Genomic DNA, 18855 nt, shown 5'->3' with positions numbered 1-18855 from the left:
ATGCAAAGATGAGTGAGAAAAAGACCTTCTGGCTCGGTATCGACTGCGGTGGTACCTATCTGAAAGCCGGTTTATATGACGCCAAAGGTCATGAGCATGGCATTCATCGGCAATCGCTGCAGACGGCGTCGCCCCTGCCGGGCTATGCCGAACGCGACATGCACCAGCTCTGGCAACAGTGCGTGGCGACCATTGCCGGGCTACTACAACGCACCGGCGTCGTGGGCGAACAGATTACCGGGATCGGTATTTCGGCGCAGGGCAAGGGGCTGTTTCTCCTGGATAAACAGGATCGGCCACTGGGCAATGCCATGCTCTCCTCCGATCGCCGGGCGCTGGATATCGTCCAGCGCTGGCAGCAGGACGGCATCCCTGAGCAGCTGTATCCGGTCACCCGCCAGACGTTGTGGACCGGGCATCCGGCCTCGCTGCTGCGCTGGGTAAAAGAGCATGAACCTCAGCGTTACGCGCAAATCGGCAGCGTCATGATGGGCCACGACTACCTGCGCTGGTGCTTAACCGGCGTTAAAGGCTGCGAGGAGAGCAACATCTCCGAGTCCAACCTCTACAACATGGCAACCGGCCAGTACGACCCACAGCTGACCCGCTGGCTGGGCATCAGTGAAATCGATAACGCCTTACCGCCCATCGTCGGTTCAGCAGAAATATGCGGGGAAATCACCGCTCAGGCAGCCGCTATCACCGGTCTGGCGGCGGGAACTCCCGTCGTCGGCGGTCTGTTTGATGTGGTTTCCACCGCACTCTGCGCGGGTATCGAAGATGAGTTTACCCTCAATGCGGTAATGGGGACCTGGGCGGTGACCAGTGGAATAACCCACGGCCTGCGCAATCACGAGGCCCACCCTTACGTCTACGGTCGCTACGTCAATGACGGGCAGTACATCGTTCATGAAGCCAGCCCAACCTCTTCCGGCAATCTTGAATGGTTCACGGCCCAATGGGGCGACCTCTCTTTCGATGAGATCAACCGGGCCGTCGCCGGGCTGCCGAAAGCCGACGGCCAGCTCTTTTTCCTGCCGTTTCTCTATGGCAGCAACGCCGGGCTGGAGATGACCTGCGGGTTTTACGGCCTGCAGGCGCTGCACACCCGCGCCCATCTGCTGCAGGCGGTCTACGAAGGAGTGGTCTTCAGCCATATGACCCACCTGAACCGCATGCGTGAACGCTTTACCGATGTTCACGCCCTGCGCGTCACCGGCGGCCCGGCGCACTCTGACGTCTGGATGCAGATGCTGGCCGACGTCAGCGGTCTGTGCATCGAATTGCCGCAGGTCGAGGAGACCGGGTGCTTCGGCGCGGCGCTTGCCGCACGCGTCGGGACCGGCGTCTACCGCACCTTCCAGGACGCCCAGCACGATTTACAACATCCGGTACGCACGCTGCAGCCCGACATGGCCGCGTACGCGCGTTACCAGCACAAATACCAGCAATACCAACATTTGATTCAGGCACTGCAGGGCTATCACGCCCGCATTAAGGAGCACGCACTATGAGCCGTCCATTACTGCAACTGGCGCTCGACCATACCCATCTTCAGGCGGCACAGCACGATGTCGCCCTGTTACAGGACCACGTCGATATCGTCGAAGCCGGCACGATCCTGTGCCTTACCGAAGGGCTGCGCGCGGTGACCGCCCTGCGCGCCCAGTGTCCGGACAAAATTATCGTCGCCGACTGGAAGGTGGCCGATGCCGGCGAAACCCTCGCACAGCAGGCGTTTAACGCCGGCGCCAACTGGATGACTATCATCTGCGCCGCCCCGCTCGCCACGGTAGAGAAAGGCCACGCCGTGGCGCAGGCCTGCGGCGGAGAAATTCAGATGGAGCTGTTCGGCAACTGGACGCTGGAGGATGCCCGTGGCTGGTATCGCACCGGGGTTCGTCAGGCGATCTACCACCGCGGACGCGACGCCCAGGCCAGCGGGCAACAGTGGGGTGACGCCGATCTGACGCGCATGAAGGCGCTGTCGGATATTGGCCTCGAACTGTCGATTACCGGCGGGATCACCCCCGCTGACCTGGCGCTGTTCCGTGATATTAACGTTAAAGCGTTTATTGCCGGACGTGCATTATCAGGCGCCGCCCACCCGGCACAGGTTGCCGCCGAATTCCACGCACAGATTGACGCCATCTGGGGAGAACAGCATGCGTAATCATCCGTTAGGTATCTATGAGAAAGCGCTGGCCAAAGATCTCAGCTGGCCGGAGCGGCTGGTGCTGGCAAAAAGCTGCGGGTTTGATTTTGTCGAAATGTCGGTAGATGAGACTGACGAACGCCTGTCACGCCTCGACTGGAGCCCCGCTCAGCGCGCCTCGCTGGTGACCGCCATGCTGGAGACCGGAGTAGCCATTCCGTCGATGTGCCTCTCCGCCCACCGCCGCTTCCCCTTTGGCAGCCGCGATGAGTCCATCCGCCAGCGGGCGCGGGAGATCATGACCAAAGCCATCCGTCTGGCGCGCGATCTGGGCATCCGCACCATTCAACTGGCGGGCTATGACGTCTACTACGAGGAGCACGATGAAGGCACCCGCCAGCGCTTTGCCGAAGGGCTGGCGTGGGCGGTGGAACAGGCCGCAGCTGCGCAGGTGATGCTGGCGGTGGAGATCATGGATACCGCCTTTATGAACTCCATCAGCAAGTGGAAAGCGTGGGATGAGATGCTCTCTTCCCCATGGTTCACCGTTTATCCGGACGTCGGCAACCTCAGCGCCTGGGGCAACGACGTGGCCGCCGAACTCAAACTGGGTATCGATCGCATCGCCGCCATCCACCTGAAAGATACCCAGCCGGTCACCGCGCACAGTCCCGGACAGTTTCGTGACGTGCCGTTTGGCGAAGGTTGTGTCGATTTTGTTGGCATTTTCAAAACCCTGCACGAACTGAACTATCGCGGATCGTTTCTGATTGAAATGTGGACGGAGAAAGCCAGCGAACCGGTGCTGGAAATTATCCAGGCACGTCGCTGGATTGAATCGCGGATGCAGGAAGGAGGATTTACATGTTAGAACAACTCAAAGCCAAGGTCCTGGCTGCCAACCTGGCGCTGCCGGCCCACCAGCTGGTGACGTTTACCTGGGGCAACGTCAGCGCGGTCGATGACACGCGCACGCTGATGGTCATCAAACCTTCCGGTGTCGAATATACGGTAATGACCGCCGACGATATGGTGGTGGTGGAGTTAGCCAGCGGCAAGGTCGTTGAAGGCAGCAAAAAACCGTCGTCCGATACCCCGACCCATCTGGCGCTCTATCGCCGCTATCCGCAGATCGGCGGGATCGTGCACACCCATTCCCGCCACGCGACGATCTGGTCGCAGGCGGGCATTGACCTGCCGGCATGGGGCACCACCCATGCCGACTATTTCTACGGCGCCATTCCCTGTACCCGTCTGATGACAGTGGACGAAATTAACGGCGAATACGAATATCAGACCGGCGAAGTGATCATTAAAACCTTTGAAGAGCGCGGGCTGGATCCGGCGCAAATTCCGGCGGTCCTCGTCCACTCACACGGCCCGTTTGCCTGGGGCAAAGATGCCGCCGATGCCGTGCATAACGCGGTGGTGCTGGAGGAGTGCGCTTACATGGGGCTGTTCTCGCGCCAGCTGGCCCCGCAACTGCCTGATATGCAGTCTGAACTGCTCGATAAACACTATTTGCGTAAACACGGCGCCAATGCCTATTACGGGCAAAACTGACCACCCTACCACCGCGCCTTCTCCGCCCGGAGGAGGCCGTTCCTACGCCGAATTCACGTGCTCCTTACAGTAGCGACGCTTCCATGCCGCCGGGGTCAGACCGGTGTGCTTGCGGAAAATTTTGCGGAAATAGCCCACATCATTAAACCCGCATTTCGACGCCACGTCGGTCAATGACAGCGAATCGCTGATCAGCAGCTTTTCCGCCGCCCTCACCCGCTGGCGATGCAGCGCTTCGGTTAGCGTCAGCCTGAAAGCATGGCGATAGACGCGCCCGAGGTAGTCCGCGTTGCAGTGCAGCTCCTTCGCCAGCGTGGAGGCAGAAATGGGCAGATGAAACCGGGTGAGGATGATTTGCTGCGCTTTCCAGGCCAGCGCGGTGCCGGGACTATCGGCAGGCTGTTCGCTGGCCGCCGCCGCAATCTTCTGCAAAATCAGCAGCAGGATCAGCTCCAGCGCGACGCTACGATGAATATTTTCCTGTTCATGCAAGAATTGCCTGAACAGGGAGATAATATATTGCGGCTCACTCACCCGCGTGTGCTGGGGCACCGCCAGCAGCGCTTCGGGCGGCGAGGCGGCCTCGTCTGCTACCACTTCGAAATGCAGCCAGTAGAATTTTAAATCCGCCGGAAATTGCCCTACCCCGACATGCAAGCGCTCTGGCCACAGCAGCAAACTTTCCCCGGCATTCACGCTAAATACCTCGTTATCTTCGCGAATCGTTAATGTCCCTTTTTCAACGAAGATAATTTCCCAGGAACGAAGCTGTCGTGCCGGATGGCTACCAATACCGCGAGAAATAAATAACCCGCCATTTTGGACTTTAATCGGTAAAGACATGGATAATTCAAGCATAGATATGAAAATCCCCGCTATTTGCATCACCAGATATTCTCTTTCCCTTTGATTATTCACGATAAAACAGCATGATTCAGGATCGCAATCACACTTTTATCATGAAGTCGGAATCGTCACCTTTTTATACTTTTCCCTTCCCTTGTTAGCCCAGGTATTTAGTGCAGAATAAATAACGTACTTTGCAAATGACAAATAAAAGCCCGCACTTCAGCGGGATATTATTCCGCACATCATCTCCGGGAGTTATTTATGACTTCGGCTCCGATTACCACAAGTGATTTAGCACAACGCACTCAGGACGATTCCCTCACGCTCCGTGAAAAAATCGGTTACGGCCTGGGCGATGCGGGCGGGACGGTCATTACCTGCCTGATCATGAACTTTTTAACTTTCTTCTATACCGACGTGTTTGGACTGACGCCGGCGCTGGTCGGGACGCTATTCCTGGCGCTGCGCGTGTTTGACGCCATCTCCGACCCGATCATGGGCGTGCTGGCCGACCGCACCCAAAGCCGCTGGGGACGCTTTCGCCCGTGGCAGCTATGGATAGCGTTGCCCATCGGCATTATCGGCGTACTGACCTTTACCGTGCCGGATGCCGGTATGGGCGTAAAAATCGCCTGGGCTTTCGGCACGTATCTGCTGCTGTCGGTGAGCTATACCGCGATTAACGTGCCCTACTGCGCGCTGATTAACACTATGACCACGCGCCACAGCGAAGTGATCTCGTGTCAGGCGTGGCGTTTTGTCTTGTGCGGCGTGGCAGGATTCCTGGTATCCGTTGGGCTGCCGTGGCTGGTGAAGGCGCTCGGTCAGGGCAACACCGCACAGGGCTATCAGTATGGCGTCGGCGTACTCTGCGCCATTGCGGTGGTGATGTTCCTGTGCTGCTTCTTCTGGGTTCGCGAACGCGTCTCGTTGGACATGATGGGGAAATTCACCCTGCGCGAACATATCGCCGGACTGCGCCAGAATGACCAGCTGCTGCTGATGCTGGTGATGTCGTTCCTGCTGATCAACGTCTTTAATATCCGCGGCGGCGGCTACATGTACTTCATCACCTACGTGTTGGGCGGCTCGACCGGCTATACCTCGCTGTTCTTCACCATGGTGACCTTCGCCTCGATTGGCGGCTCGGTGATTATCAACCTGCTGTCGCGCCGCTTTGATACCGTCAAACTCTATTACTACACCAACCTGGTGTTAGCCGCGATCGCCTTCGCGATGTGGTTTTTACCGACCGGCCCGGCCTACCAGACCTTATGGCTGGTGGTGATCCTCAGTAACGGCATCATTCTCGGCTTCACCCTGCCGCTGCACTTCTCGCTGATGGCCTTCTCCGACGATTACGGTGAATGGAAAACCGGCGTGCGCTCTTCCGGCATGAACTTCGCCTTTAACCTGTTCTTCATCAAGCTGGCATGGGCCTCCAGCGCCGGCATTATCAGCCTGGTGTTTATCTATGTGGCCTATCAGCCGGGCGCGGAAAACCAAACCGCATCATCGCTGGCCGGCATCTCCAGCATGGAGACCCTGTTGCCGGCCCTGTTCCACCTGCTGCTGGCCTTCACCATTCGCGCCTGCAAGCTTAATAATCCTATGATGGCGCGCATTGCCAGCGACCTGCGCACGCGTCACGTCCAGTCTTAAGGAGTCCGTTATGTCTGTTATGGAAGTCGATCTGCACAAACTGAAAATCAACGACCCGTTCCTCGGCCAGTACCAGCAGCTGGTGCGCGATGTGGTGATCCCGTATCAATGGGATGCGCTAAACGACCGTATTGCCGAGGCGGATCCGAGCCATGCAATCGAAAACTTCCGGATTGCCGCAGGGCAGCAGGAAGGAGAATTTTACGGCATGGTCTTTCAGGACAGCGACGTGGCTAAATGGCTGGAAGCCGTTGCCTGGTCGCTATGTCAGAAGCCGGACGCCGAACTGGAAAAAACCGCTGACGAGGTGATTGAACTGGTGGCGGCTGCCCAGTGCGAAGATGGCTACCTGAACACCTACTTCACGGTCAAAGCCCCGGCGGAACGCTGGACTAACCTTGCAGAATGTCATGAGCTGTACTGCGCGGGCCACATGATTGAAGCGGGCGTCGCCTTCTTCCAGGCCACCGGCAAACGCCGCCTTCTGGAGGTCGTTTGCCGTCTTGCCGATCATATCGACAACGTGTTCGGCCCCGGCGACAACCAGCTGCACGGCTACCCTGGCCACCCGGAGATCGAGCTGGCGTTAATGCGCCTGTACGACATTACCCAGGAGCCGCGTTATCTGGCGCTGGTGAACTATTTCGTTGAAGAGCGCGGCACGCAGCCGCACTTTTACGATATCGAATATGAAAAGCGTGGCAAAACCTCCTACTGGAATACCTACGGCCCGGCCTGGATGGTGATGGATAAGCCCTACAGCCAGGCGCACCAGCCGATTTCCGAACAGCCTGTCGCCATCGGCCATGCGGTACGTTTTGTCTACCTGATGACCGGCGTCGCCCATCTCGCCCGCTTAAGTCAGGACGAGGGCAAACGTCAGGACTGCCTGCGCCTGTGGAACAATATGGCTCAGCGCCAGCTGTATATTACCGGCGGCATTGGTTCGCAGAGCAGCGGCGAAGCCTTCAGCAGCGACTATGACCTACCAAACGACACGGTCTACGCGGAAAGCTGCGCGTCTATCGGACTGATGATGTTTGCCCGTCGGATGCTGGAGATGGAAGCCGACAGCCAGTATGCCGATGTGATGGAGCGTGCGCTGTATAACACCGTGCTGGGCGGGATGGCGCTGGATGGTAAACACTTCTTTTACGTTAACCCGCTGGAAGTGCACCCGACATCGTTAAAATTCAACCATATCTATGACCACGTGAAGCCGGTGCGTCAACGCTGGTTTGGCTGCGCCTGCTGCCCGCCAAACATAGCCCGCGTACTGACCTCGCTGGGGCACTATATCTACACGCCGCATCAGGATGCGCTGTACATCAACCTGTACGTGGGTAACAGCGCGGAGATCCCGGTGGGTGATGAAACCCTGCGCCTGCGGATCAGCGGTAACTATCCGTGGCAGGAGCAGGTGAAGATAGCTGTCGACTCACCGACGCCGATCAATCACACCCTGGCGCTGCGCCTGCCGGACTGGTGCGATAACCCGCAGGTGACGCTCAACGGCAAGCCAGTGGCCCAGGATGTACGCAAGGGGTATCTGCATATTAGCCATCGCTGGCAGGAAGGCGACACGCTTCTGTTAACGCTGCCGATGCCGGTGCGCCGCCTTTACGGTAATCCGCTGGTGCGTCATCAGGCCGGCCAGGTCGCTGTCCAGCGCGGTCCGCTAGTGTACTGCCTGGAGCAGGCGGATAACGGCGAGCAATTGCATAACCTGCAGCTGCCGCGCAACGCCGGGTTCAGCGCCTTTGAAGGGAAAGGGATTTTTGCCCACAAGGTGATCCTGCAGGCGCCAGGTTATAAGCAGACAGCGGAAGACGCCGGCCAGCAGGCGCTATGGCATTATGATCGTGCGCCGACAACCCGCCAGCCGCAGACCCTGACCTTTATTCCGTGGTTTAGCTGGGCCAACCGTGGCGAAGGCGAGATGCGCATTTGGGTAAAAGAAGCAGAGGAATAAGCGCGAAGGTTGTCGCTGAACCACTGGCGGATTCAGATTTCCCGGTAGCGCTGCGCTGAGCGGGCTACCGGGTCGGTCTGGTAGCCCGGACAGGCGGGTCAAGCACCGCCTCCGGGATTTCCCTGGCTACAGGAACAGTGCCTTATCACGCAGGATATGGTCGTTGCCACGTCGGCGGGTAAAGCCAATCCGGTCGAAATATTCAAGAATCTGAATCGCCAGCTTGCGCCCGACATTCAGCGTGTCGCGGAAGTCTGCGGCGCAGGTTGAACCGCGCCGCTGATCCAAATCGCGGATCATTCTGGCAAAGGCCACGATCCGATCGTTGCGGTAATAACGATCTTTGACGATCGCGGTAATCATCCCCTGCTGCGCCGCCTGACGCAGCACCGCGCGCATCAGCGCCTCTTCAACGCCCGCCTCTTTCGCCAGGTCACGTACCCACCAGGGCTCGTCGGCAAACAGGTCGGCAACCCGCAGCCAGATGCTCTGCTGTTCTTCGGTAAAGCCCGCTTTGTGTTCCGGCAGATGTAACCATCCGTGATGGCTATCGATAGTCCCGCTGGCGCGCATCTGCTCAATCAGCAGCAGTACCAGCGCTTCGTCCTCCATCGGCAGCGCAATACGTCGCAAACGCTCGCGGCCCGGACCCGGCTCATCGCGATGCTGATCGTGATAGCGCGCCAGGGCATCAAGCAGCTTGCGCTGCCAGCGCGCCGCCAGCGGGGCGCTGAGCAGACTGTTGCCCGCCTGCAGGTAATCCGGGCGGTTAATCAACACGTTCAGGCCTTCATCGCTGAGCTGGCGCGCCCAGGCAAAATCATCAAGACGGACGGCATCGCGTTGCAGATGAATATCCAGCGCCTGAGCATCATCCCCCTGCGACGCGGCTAACGCCGCCAGCCATTGTAAATATTCAGGCTTACGCTTGCCGCGCCGCGGCGGATTTAGCGTCACCACGCGGGCACCCGCCAGGGTAACGCGAGCGGAGATATCGCGCAGCACCAGGCGGTCGTTATCTGCCAGCCACAGCGGAGTATCGAGTACCAGTTCGGCGAGATCCCCCTCCAGCAGCGATACGCGTCCGGTAATATGGCTGGCGGCATGATGGATATGCAAAGATTGCCATTGCGTCAACGGCGTGTGGCACTGCAACTCAACGATCACCCGTTCAGAAGCCTCCGGCGGCCGCACCGAGAGCAGCCAGTCGCCGCGATTCAGCGCCTCTTTTTGCGCATCGCCAACAATATTCAGGGCGATACGCTGGCCTGCCCAGGCCTGCCCGACGGCCTGGTTCTGGGCGTGCAGACCGCGCACGCGCATCGGTTTATCGACCCCGGTCAGCCACAGCGTATCACCCACATTGACCTCGCCCGATAGCGCCGTTCCGGTCACCACCAGCCCGGCACCTTTAACCGTAAAGGCCCGGTCGATCGCCAGGCGAAAACGCTGGTGCTGCGGGTGCGCACGGGCGGACAGCTGCAGTAAATGCTCGCGCAGTTCGGCGATCCCCTGGTTTTCAGTAGCCGCGGTGGCAAACAACGTGGCGTCGGTAAAACCAAATTCTGCCAGCACCGCCGTCACGTCGCCACGCACCTCTTCAACGCGCTGCGCCTCGACGCGGTCCGCTTTGGTCAGCGCGACGGTCAGCGACGGCTTTCCCGTCAGCTGCAGGATGGCCAGATGCTCGCGGGTCTGCGCCATCACGCCATCATCGCAGGCCACCACCAGCAGCGCGTGGTCAATGCCACCCACGCCCGCCAGCATGTTAGACAAAAACTTTTCGTGGCCAGGCACATCGATAAACCCCAGAACGCGACCGTCGGGCTGCGGCCAATAGGCGTACCCCAGATCGATCGTCATCCCGCGTGATTTCTCTTCCGGCAGGCGGTCAGCATTAACGCCGGTAATCGCCTGCAGCAGCGTTGTTTTACCGTGGTCAACATGTCCGGCGGTGGCAATAATCATTGTAATAACATCTCCATAAACCGGGGTTCATCTTCAAGACAGCGCAAGTCCAGCCACAGACGCCCATCGTAAATCCGTCCGATAACCGGGATCGTCAGCCCGCGCCAACGGGCCGCCAGCGCCTCCAGCTGACTGCCACGACCATCGCGCGGCGTAAAGGTCAGCGCCGCCCCAGGCAGACGGTCTACCGGTAGCGAACCGCTGCCAATTTGCGACTGACATGGCTCCACCCGCACCTCAAACTGCGTGTAGTGCGCGGCCAGCAACGGCTGCAGGCGCAACGCTTGCGCCTGAATCGCCTCCGCCGTGCGGGTCAGCAGGCGCAGGGTGGGCAGCCGATCGGCCAGCGTTTCCGGATGCAGATAGAGCCGCAGAGTGGCTTCCAGCGCGGCAAGGGTCATTTTATCCGCTCGCAGCGCGCGCTTAAGCGGGTGCTGCTGCAGACGGGCAATCATCGCCTTCTCACCAACGATAATCCCCGCCTGCGGACCACCCAGCAGCTTATCGCCGGAGAAGCTCACCAGACTGACTCCCGCCGCGATCATCTCCTGCGGCATCGGCTCTTTCGGCAGACCATACTGGCTCAGGTCAACCAGCGAACCACTGCCCAAATCAGCCACCACCGGAATCCCCGTTTCGCGGCCAATCGCCGCCAGTCCGGCCTCATCGACGGCCGTCGTGAAGCCCTCGATGCTGTAATTGCTGGTATGGACCTTCATCAACAGCCCGGTATTCTCATTCACGGCCTGACGATAATCTTTCGCATGGGTGCGGTTGGTGGTGCCGACTTCATGCAGGATACAACCCGCCTGGCGCATCACATCGGGAATACGGAATGCACCGCCGATCTCCACCAGCTCGCCGCGCGAGAGCACCACTTCTTTACCGCCGGCGGTGGCCGCCAGCATCAGCAGCACCGCCGCAGCGTTATTGTTGACGATGCAGGCATCTTCCGCGCCGGTTATGCGGCACAGCAGCTCCGCCAGCGCCCGATCGCGGTGGCCGCGCCCGGCATCATCCAGGCTGTACTCCAGCGTGACCGGCGCACGCATCGCCTGTGCAACTGCGTCAACCGCCGCTTCTGCCTGAATTGCGCGCCCCAGGTTGGTATGCAGCACCGTGCCGGTGAGATTGAACACCGGGCGCAGCGCGCTTTGCAGCGTTTGCGCCAGCCGTCGCCCGGTTTCCTGCGGCCAGTCATCGCACCAGGCCGGCAGCGCCTGCTGCTGACGAATGTATTCCCGCGCCTCCTCCAGCATCTGGCGCAACAGCGCCACCACCTGAGCATGGCCATAGCGGGCCAGCACAGCAGAAAAAGCGGGATCGCGAAGCAAACGGTCGGTGGCCGGCAGCCGGGTGTAAAGCGCACGAATATCGGTAGTCATGAATGGACCTGGCGGTAAGTTATTTACCCCCCTCCCGACGGGAGAGGGAGTCAACAAATCAGCGGTGATTGTAACGTCTCCGGGAGGAAACTGTTACCTGCCTGGGTCAAGTCCTTGGCGGTTCGGTACGGGCAAAACTGGCGCGCTGGAAAAGCGCATCGACCAGCTTAATCAGCTGAGGCCGCGTCGCGCACCAGCCGGGCGCAACCCGCCGAAAGTTGAGATAGGCAATCGCGCACGCCGCTGAAATCGTGGCCAGATTGACCTCGTCGATACGCAGACTGCCATCGGCGACATAGGCTTCCAGCGCATCGAGTCCCCGGGTCACTTTCTCCCGCTGGCGCAGCAGCTCGCTTTCTGACTGCTGCGCAGCCGGACGGCTCTTTTCGCGCACCAGCGCCTGCGCCGCCTCCATTACGCCGTCGGCCAGCGCCTCCAGCTGACGCATTTTCAACGCCGCTTTCGGGTCCGCTGGCACCATTGCCGGCGCAGCGCCGAGTTGATCAAGGTATTGCGCGATAATGGGGGAGTCATACCAACATTCGCCGCCGTCCGTGACCAGCACCGGCACCTTACCCAAGGGATTGTATTTCCCGACGCCGTTCACGTCCTGGTAGGGAAATTCATTGACGAATTCGAAGGGGAGGTTTTTCTCCAGCAGAATGACGGAGATTTTACGCACAAAGGGACTGGTGTAGCTGCCGATCAGTTTCATTACCTGCTCCTTTCGCCAACAAAAAAGTAGAAGCCTGATGGGACAGGCTCTATAGCCAAAATAGTTCGAGTTGCAGGACCACAACGTTTTCGACGTTGTTGAACAGCGTTTACGCTGCCCCCACAGGGGCGAGGCCGAAGGCCGAGTAACGCGGCGACGCAGAGAACCCCCAGTCACTTACTCAAGTAAGTGACTGGGGTGAACGAGGACAAATTCGTCAGGAACGAATTTGAACGCTGTTCGCAGCGCCCGTAGGGCAAGGCCCAGGGATGGGCCGAGTATTGCCAACGACCATGCAACTTGAAGTATGACGGGTATAAGTATGGTTCAGGCGCAGGCAAAAGGCAGGTCAGACTTAACGTCAGCCTGCCTTCATCGCAATTAATGATCCAGGTAGAGGTAGTGCATCCAGCTAGTCATGCGCAGCAGGACCTTTCTCATGACCGATACATGGCTGAAGTGGTCGGAATAGACCGCCACCTGAGCATAAATACCGTCCGGCAGCGAGTCGACATCCGCGTTGGGATCCAGCTCAATTGTCGCCAGTACGCCATCGGTTCCCGGTAAGACCGTCAGCGACTGTAATGCCCCTTGAGCCTGGTAAGATCCACCCGGGACCACCGGAAGAATATTGGTCAGCTTGCCATGGAATACCTGGCCCGGCAGCGCGTTAAAGACCACTTCGGCATCATCGCCTGGCTTCAGTCGCAGCAGCGAGTTTTGGCGGAACTGAGCAACAATCTGCCGTTTTTGTTCCGGGATAAAGACCATCACCGGGCGCAGCGGCAGCGCTGCCGCATAGGTGCCGGGACGGATCAGCACCTGGGTAACATAGCCGTTGCTTGGCGCGCGAATAACGGTCTGGTCGAGGTTATATTTCGCCTCCGCCAACTGCGCGCGCAGACTGACAACCTGCGACTGCTCACCGCCCACCATGCTGTCCAGTTGACTCTGAATCTGTGCCTGCTCGGCAACCGATGCTTTTACTAACGCATCCTGCGCCAGATAGTTTTGCCGGGCATTATCGATATCGCTTTCAGAGAACGGGTTGACCCGCGCCTGGCTGCCTTTCAGGTAGCGTTGGTAGTCTTTGTAGAGCCGATCGCGCTCGGCGGAAACACGCACCGTGTTTGCCTGCGCTTCTGAAAGCTGCGCCTTCAGAGTGTTGATGCTGTGCAGCGCGGTCACCAGATCGGCCTGCAGTCTATCTACCCGGGCCTGATAGCGCACGGGATCAATCGTAAACAGGACATCACCCTTATTAACACGTTGATTCGTTTTATCCGTCACGGTACTGACGATACCGGTCACCTGTGGCGTAATGGGAATCGAAATAACCGCCTTTTGTGCAGTAAATGTATAAGGATGGTTATAGTTCATTAATAAAATAAGGGCGCTGACGAGAAATATACCGCCTAATGCCGCCGTGGCGAGAGTCCACTGGTTAACCGGAATGCGAAATATCTTAAAAACCGCCCATGCAATCGCCACATAGGTCAATACAATTAACAGATCCATGATTAGCGCTCCGGGGTCTCTTTATCTGCGGATGAGGGCACCGCACCCAGTCTTTTTTCCAGCTCGGCAACACGTTGTGAAAGCCGATCGATATCGGGATCGCGTTCAGATGGAGGAAGATGAGATTTCATTCCCCACCCGCGCTCAGGCTGGTAGAGAGTGGCCCAGATCCACAGGAATGGCCAGATAACATGCAGCGTAAACAGGCTCACCCACCCGGCGGTATGGATGGCATCAGCGTGGGGATGATTACGTTTTTTAGCCATTAAATAGGGAATATCATGAATCGCGATAATTCCATAAAAGAGAACCAGAAAAACGAAGATCAATACACCCAGCGCAAAATAGTTGAGAAACATATGTGCCTCACTAAACACGACGTCAGCTCATCAATGATATAAAATGGTAAGCAACCAAATTAATTAATGAAATTTAAGTAAAAGGAAAATGCACTTATAATTTAAGGCCGGGGAGTATTGTTTTTAGTTATTCTCCTTGCAAGTTTTTAAGCGTGACAAAATATATCCTGAAGAACTATAGACTTATCTTTACATGTTGAGCTTAAGCCACATTCTGACTTTTTTCCATACGGTACGCCGATGATGTTTTTTCATTCTGCAGCCTGTTTACCGACGCCGGCCATAGTGCGAGCGAACAGAGTTTGCCGGCGATCACATCCGCAAAATTCAGCGAATTATTTTTTGTGAACAAAGTCACAATATCGAGACAAATCGAAAACAATATTATGTGATGCAATTCACATTAATTAGCCTAATCAGGCGAATTTTGACCCATTGTCTTTTTTTTGCACACCCATTTTGTGATGCACATCACTACAAATACCTGCCAGATACCTATATTCATGTGATCAGAATCACACTAAAACCCACCGACTGGACAGTTTAACGATTCAGTGCCAGATTCGCTTTATCAATCAGGGTCCGGCGACCTCTGCCGCCATATTCACAACAAGCCTCGGGCTTTTAGCCTACGCGATAAGCAAAACAGAAGAAGGGGTGTTTTATGTCATCCGATATCAAGATCAAGGTGCAAAGCTTTGGTCGTTTCCTCAGCAATATGGTGATGCCAAACATCGGCGCGTTTATCGCGTGGGGTATCATCACCGCATTATTCATACCGACAGGGTGGTTACCGAATGAGACGCTGGCGAAGTTAGTCGGCCCGATGATCACCTACCTGCTGCCGCTGCTTATCGGCTATACCGGCGGTAAGTTAATTGGCGGTGAGCGTGGCGGCGTCGTCGGTGCCATTACCACCATGGGCGTCATCGTCGGCGCGGACATGCCGATGTTCCTCGGCGCCATGATCGCAGGTCCACTGGGCGGCTGGGCGATTAAACATTTTGATAGCTGGGTAGACGGTAAGATTAAGTCCGGTTTCGAGATGCTGGTGAACAACTTCTCCGCCGGTATTATCGGGATGATCCTCGCCATTCTGGCATTCCTCGGCATTGGCCCGGCGGTTGAAGTCCTGTCCAAAATTCTGGCGGCGGGCGTTAACTTCATGGTTGTCCATGACATGCTGCCGCTGGCATCTATCTTCGTTGAACCGGCGAAAATCCTGTTCCTGAACAATGCTATCAACCACGGTATCTTCTCGCCGCTGGGTATTCAGCAGTCTCATGAGCTGGGCAAATCAATCTTCTTCCTGATTGAAGCCAACCCGGGCCCGGGGATGGGCGTACTGCTGGCATACATGTTCTTTGGTCGCGGTAACGCGAAGCAGTCTGCAGGCGGTGCGGCAATCATCCACTTCCTGGGCGGTATCCACGAAATCTACTTCCCGTACGTACTGATGAACCCGCGTCTGATCCTTGCCGTTATTCTCGGCGGTATGACCGGCGTGTTCACCCTGACTATCCTCAACGGCGGTCTGGTTTCTCCTGCTTCCCCAGGTTCTATCCTTGCGGTGCTGGCGATGACGCCGAAAGGGGCGTACTTCGCTAACATCGCGGCCATTATTGCTGCAATGGCCGTCTCCTTTGTGGTCTCCGCCATTCTGCTGAAAACCAGCAAAGTGAAAGAAGAAGATGATATCGATGCTGCGACCCGTCGCATGCAGGATATGAAAGCTGAATCCAAAGGCGCGGCTACTCCGCTGTCTGCAGGTACCGTGGCTAACGATCTGAGCCACGTGCGCAAAATCATCGTGGCCTGCGATGCCGGCATGGGTTCCAGCGCCATGGGTGCCGGGGTGCTGCGTAAAAAAGTGCAGGATGCGGGGCTGGGCAATATCTCCGTCACCAACTGCGCCATTAACAACCTGCCGCCGGATGTCGACCTGGTGATTACCCACCGCGATCTGACCGAGCGGGCGATGCGCCAGGTGCCGCAGGCCCAGCACATTTCGCTGACCAACTTCCTCGACAGCGGCCTGTACACCAGCCTGACCGAGCGTCTGGTTGCGGCGCAGCGCCATACTGACAACGAAGAGAAAGTCCGCGGCAGTCTGAAAGACAGCTTCGAGGCCGCCGATACAAATCTGTTTAAGCTTGGCGCAGAGAATATCTTCCTCGGTCGCAAAGCGGCGACCAAAGAAGAGGCGATCCGCTTCGCGGGCGAGCAGCTGGTGAAAGGCGGCTACGTTGAGCCTGAATATGTCCAGGCGATGCTGGATCGTGAAAAACTGACCTCCACCTATCTGGGCGAGTCCATCGCGGTACCACACGGCACGATTGAAGCTAAAGATCGCGTCCTGAAGACCGGCGTAGTGTTCTGCCAGTATCCGGAAGGGGTTCGCTTTGGCGAAGACGAAGATGACGTAGCCCGTCTGGTTATCGGTATCGCGGCACGCAATAACGAGCACATTCACGTGATTACCAGCCTGACTAACGCGCTGGATGATGAGTCGGTGATTGAGCGCCTGACCCGCACCACCAGCGTTGAAGAAGTGCTGGCGCTGCTGAAAGGCACCAAAGCGTAAACGGTCCCGGCCACGCCGGGAGACGAATCACCCTCTCTCTCTGACTGGAGAGAGAGGGTTCGGGTGAGGGGCAAGCCTCACCCGAACCCTCTCAGGTAAAAACATTAATGAAGGTTAATACTATGAATGCATTACATTTTGGCGCAGGTAATATCGGACGTGGCTTCATCGGCAAATTGCTGGCTGACGCGGGGATCGCGTTAACATTCGCCGATGTGAATCAGGTGGTACTTGACGCCCTGAATGCCCGTCATAGCTATCAGGTTCACGTCGTCGGTGAAAACGAGCAGGTCGATACCGTTTCCGGCGTCAATGCCGTCAGCAGCATCGGCGATGAAGTGATTGACCTGATTGCCCGCGTTGACCTGATCACCACCGCCGTCGGCCCGGTTGTGCTGGAGCGCATTGCGCCGGCTATAGCGCAGGGGCTGGCGAAGCGTAAAGCGCAGGGAATCACCGCCCCGCTAAACATCATTGCCTGTGAAAACATGGTGCGCGGAACCACGCAGCTTAAAGGCCACGTGTTTAACGCTCTGGCGGAAGAAGACAAAGCCTGGGTAGAAGCCAACGTCGGCTTTGTCGATTCCGCCGTTGACCGTATTGTTCCCCCGTCCGCCTCTGCGACGCATGACCCGCTGGAAGTGACCGTGGAAACCTTCAGCGAGTGGATCGTCGATAAAACTCAGTTTAAAGGCACTTTGCCGGCGATCCCTGGCATGGAATTAACCGACAACCTGATGGCATTTGTCGAACGTAAGCTATTCACCTTAAACACCGGACATGCTATAACCGCCTACCTCGGAAAACTGGCCGGGCACCAGACGATCCGCGACGCGATTCTCGATGAGAACATTCGCGCCGTGGTGAAAGGGGCGATGGAAGAGAGCGGCGCGGTACTGATCAAGCGCTACGGCTTTGATGCACAGAAGCACGCCGCCTACATCCAGAAAATCCTCGGCCGTTTCGAGAATCCGTACCTGAAAGATGACGTTGAGCGCGTAGGTCGTCAGCCGCTGCGTAAACTGAGCGCGGGCGATCGTCTGATTAAGCCGCTGCTTGGTACGCTGGAATATGCTCTGCCGCACGTCAATCTGGTCAAAGGGATCGCTGCGGCAATGCACTTCCGCAGCGAAGAAGACCCGCAGGCGCAGGAGCTGGCAGCCTTGATTAACGAGAAGGGCCCCCAGGCTGCGCTGGCACAGATTTCTGGTCTGGATGCAGCAAGTGCCGTGGTGACCGAGGCCGTTAACGACTACAACGCCACCAAATGAGGCAAGACCTGGCGCGGTACGAACCGCGCCCATTACTACTCCTGTCAGATATGCAGGCAATAATGGAAGAAACACAGGCATTTGAAAACCGCGTGCTTGAGCGTCTGAATGCTGGCAAAACCGTACGAAGCTTCCTGATCGCCACCGTCGAGCTACTCACGGAAGCGGTCAATATTCTGGTGCTTCAGGTGTTCCGTAAAGACGACTACGCGGTGAAATACGCAGTGGAGCCATTGCTGGATGGCGATGGGCCGCTGGGGGACCTTTCTGTACGCCTGAAGCTGATTTACGGCCTTGGGGTGATTAGCCGCGCCGAATACGAAGACGCCGAGCTGCTGATGGCCCTGCGTGAAGAGTTGAATCACGACGGAAATGAGTACAGTTTTACCGATGATGAGATTCTTGGGCCTTTTGGCGAACTGCATTGTGTGACCGCCCTGCCGCCGACGCCGCTGTTTGATGACAGCGACGAAGAACTGCTGGCAATGCAGAAGCTGCGCTACCAGCAGGTTGTACGTTCAACAATGATGCTGTCTCTGACCGAGCTGATTTCCCGAATCAGCTTGAAAAAAGCCTTTCAGAAATCAACGCTCTGACCCGGATTCCACCTGGTCACAAGCCGGCCGGTAAAGCTGCCTGTAATACTCCAGACGACTCAGATACAGCGCCTCTTTGTTCTGCGGAATTTCCCGCGGCACGTTCTGCAAACGCGGGGATTTTTTCAGATACTCCATAAAAGCCTGGCTTGAAGCCATAAAATCAACTGTCTTGTCGATAATACGCGGTACGCCGTCACCGATTTTTGCCATCTCGCCCTCCAGTTTTCAGGGATCATCCTGTAAAGGATTAGCGAA

At 57.4% G+C, this 18855-nt stretch carries 16 protein-coding genes; 9 read left to right on the top strand and 7 right to left on the bottom strand.

All coding sequences use genetic code 11. From position 1 onward, the window contains the following. Positions 1-8: 8 nt before the first annotated feature. From Q1L34_RS00845 to araD, 4 genes are read left to right on the top strand one after another with little or no spacing between them, the layout of a single operon-like run. Positions 9-1514, top strand: a complete 1506-nt coding sequence (locus Q1L34_RS00845) for an FGGY-family carbohydrate kinase (RefSeq protein ID WP_268651008.1) — start codon at positions 9-11, stop codon at positions 1512-1514. Continuing rightward, positions 1511-2173, top strand: a complete 663-nt coding sequence (gene ulaD, locus Q1L34_RS00840; protein WP_064356581.1) for a 3-keto-L-gulonate-6-phosphate decarboxylase UlaD — start codon at positions 1511-1513, stop codon at positions 2171-2173. The genes Q1L34_RS00845 and ulaD overlap by 4 nt, the downstream gene beginning before the upstream one ends. Then, a complete protein-coding gene (locus tag Q1L34_RS00835; RefSeq protein WP_004868862.1) occupies positions 2166-3026 on the top strand; it encodes an L-ribulose-5-phosphate 3-epimerase in 861 nt (286 codons plus the stop codon). The genes ulaD and Q1L34_RS00835 overlap by 8 nt, the downstream gene beginning before the upstream one ends. Beyond that, a complete protein-coding gene (araD, locus tag Q1L34_RS00830; protein WP_104897011.1) occupies positions 3020-3718 on the top strand; it encodes an L-ribulose-5-phosphate 4-epimerase in 699 nt (232 codons plus the stop codon). Before Q1L34_RS00835 ends, araD begins: the two co-directional genes overlap by 7 nt. A 42-nt stretch (positions 3719-3760) precedes the next feature. Here araD and Q1L34_RS00825 read toward each other — a convergent pair whose 3' ends face one another. Continuing rightward, entirely contained in the window at positions 3761-4576 is an 816-nt protein-coding gene (locus tag Q1L34_RS00825; RefSeq protein ID WP_004868865.1) for a helix-turn-helix domain-containing protein, read from the bottom strand. A gap of 252 nt (positions 4577-4828) precedes the next feature. Here Q1L34_RS00825 and Q1L34_RS00820 point away from each other — a divergent pair, with 252 nt between their 5' ends. Beyond that, positions 4829-6229 (top strand): MFS transporter, encoded by a 1401-nt coding sequence (locus tag Q1L34_RS00820; protein ID WP_004868866.1) that lies wholly within the window; start codon positions 4829-4831, stop codon positions 6227-6229. 10 nt (positions 6230-6239) lie between these two features. After that, positions 6240-8201, top strand: a complete 1962-nt coding sequence (locus Q1L34_RS00815; RefSeq protein WP_004868869.1) for a glycoside hydrolase family 127 protein — start codon at positions 6240-6242, stop codon at positions 8199-8201. 126 nt (positions 8202-8327) lie between these two features. Here the strand turns inward: Q1L34_RS00815 and selB are convergent, their stop codons facing one another. The 5 genes from selB to Q1L34_RS00790 form a co-directional block, all read right to left on the bottom strand. After that, positions 8328-10169, bottom strand: coding sequence for a selenocysteine-specific translation elongation factor (selB, locus tag Q1L34_RS00810; protein ID WP_097357968.1), 1842 nt, complete (start codon positions 10167-10169; stop codon positions 8328-8330). Then, positions 10166-11554 carry an L-seryl-tRNA(Sec) selenium transferase gene (gene selA, locus Q1L34_RS00805; RefSeq protein WP_004868874.1) on the bottom strand — a complete coding sequence of 463 codons (1389 nt, stop codon included), beginning with the start codon at positions 11552-11554 and terminating at the stop codon, positions 10166-10168. Before selA ends, selB begins: the two co-directional genes overlap by 4 nt. A gap of 106 nt (positions 11555-11660) precedes the next feature. Then, the gene (locus Q1L34_RS00800; RefSeq protein ID WP_015585527.1) at positions 11661-12269 is read right to left on the bottom strand and encodes a glutathione S-transferase; all 609 of its coding nucleotides are present in this window, start codon (positions 12267-12269) and stop codon (positions 11661-11663) included. Between the two features lie 381 nt (positions 12270-12650). Next, positions 12651-13787 (bottom strand): HlyD family secretion protein, encoded by a 1137-nt coding sequence (locus Q1L34_RS00795; protein ID WP_004868880.1) that lies wholly within the window; start codon positions 13785-13787, stop codon positions 12651-12653. A 2-nt stretch (positions 13788-13789) separates the two neighbouring features. Continuing rightward, positions 13790-14146 (bottom strand): DUF3302 domain-containing protein, encoded by a 357-nt coding sequence (locus tag Q1L34_RS00790; protein WP_004868882.1) that lies wholly within the window; start codon positions 14144-14146, stop codon positions 13790-13792. A gap of 664 nt (positions 14147-14810) precedes the next feature. Here Q1L34_RS00790 and Q1L34_RS00785 point away from each other — a divergent pair. The 3 genes from Q1L34_RS00785 to mtlR all read left to right on the top strand — a co-directional run bounded on the left by Q1L34_RS00785 (position 14811) and on the right by mtlR (position 18597). After that, entirely contained in the window at positions 14811-16730 is a 1920-nt protein-coding gene (locus tag Q1L34_RS00785) for a PTS mannitol transporter subunit IICBA (RefSeq protein ID WP_075808152.1), read from the top strand. A gap of 122 nt (positions 16731-16852) precedes the next feature. Continuing rightward, complete coding sequence (gene mtlD, locus Q1L34_RS00780; protein WP_004868885.1) at positions 16853-18001, top strand: mannitol-1-phosphate 5-dehydrogenase; 1149 nt, start codon at positions 16853-16855, stop codon at positions 17999-18001. Continuing rightward, the gene (gene mtlR / locus Q1L34_RS00775; protein ID WP_015585526.1) at positions 17998-18597 is read left to right on the top strand and encodes a mannitol operon repressor MtlR; all 600 of its coding nucleotides are present in this window, start codon (positions 17998-18000) and stop codon (positions 18595-18597) included. The genes mtlD and mtlR overlap by 4 nt, the downstream gene beginning before the upstream one ends. Here the strand turns inward: mtlR and Q1L34_RS00770 are convergent. Beyond that, positions 18586-18810 carry a hypothetical protein gene (locus Q1L34_RS00770; protein ID WP_004868890.1) on the bottom strand — a complete coding sequence of 75 codons (225 nt, stop codon included), beginning with the start codon at positions 18808-18810 and terminating at the stop codon, positions 18586-18588. The genes mtlR and Q1L34_RS00770 overlap by 12 nt on opposite strands. Positions 18811-18855 lie beyond the last annotated feature (45 nt).

The sequence above is a fragment of the Klebsiella ornithinolytica genome (genome assembly GCF_030505655.1).
GTDB lineage: Bacteria > Pseudomonadota > Gammaproteobacteria > Enterobacterales > Enterobacteriaceae > Klebsiella > Klebsiella ornithinolytica.
Note: the sequence above shows the minus strand (reverse complement) of the source record. Positions and strands in the feature narration are given on the sequence as shown.